The organism is Colwellia sp. MB3u-4, assembly GCF_014077065.1.
In the GTDB taxonomy this organism is placed as follows: domain Bacteria; phylum Pseudomonadota; class Gammaproteobacteria; order Enterobacterales; family Alteromonadaceae; genus Cognaticolwellia.
The window spans coordinates 1-278 of sequence record NZ_JACGVE010000052.1; the positions used below are offsets into that span (position 1 = coordinate 1).

Below are 278 nucleotides of genomic sequence, written 5' to 3' on the forward strand. Positions count from 1 at the left end.
TTTAACCCTTCGGGGAGGACGGTCACCACTTTGTGATTCATGACTGGGGTGAAGTCGTAACAAGGTAACCCTAGGGGAACCTGGGGTTGGATCACCTCCTTATCTTGAAGTAAAACAGCTTAATGGAAACTTAGCTCTTATGAGAAAGGTTTCACGAGTGTTCACACAAATTACATGATAACAAATTAGAAGAAGTCCAAACACGCTAGCTTCGGACGTAAAATCTTGAAAGAGAGATAGGTCTGTAGCTCAGCTGGTTAGAGCGCACCCCTGATAAG

At 44.2% G+C, this 278-nt stretch carries 1 rRNA gene; it reads left to right on the top strand.

The features are described 5' to 3' along the window. A 16S ribosomal RNA gene (locus H4J61_RS02260) occupies positions 1-102 on the top strand; the annotation flags it as partial. Between the last annotated feature and the right edge of the window lie 176 nt (positions 103-278).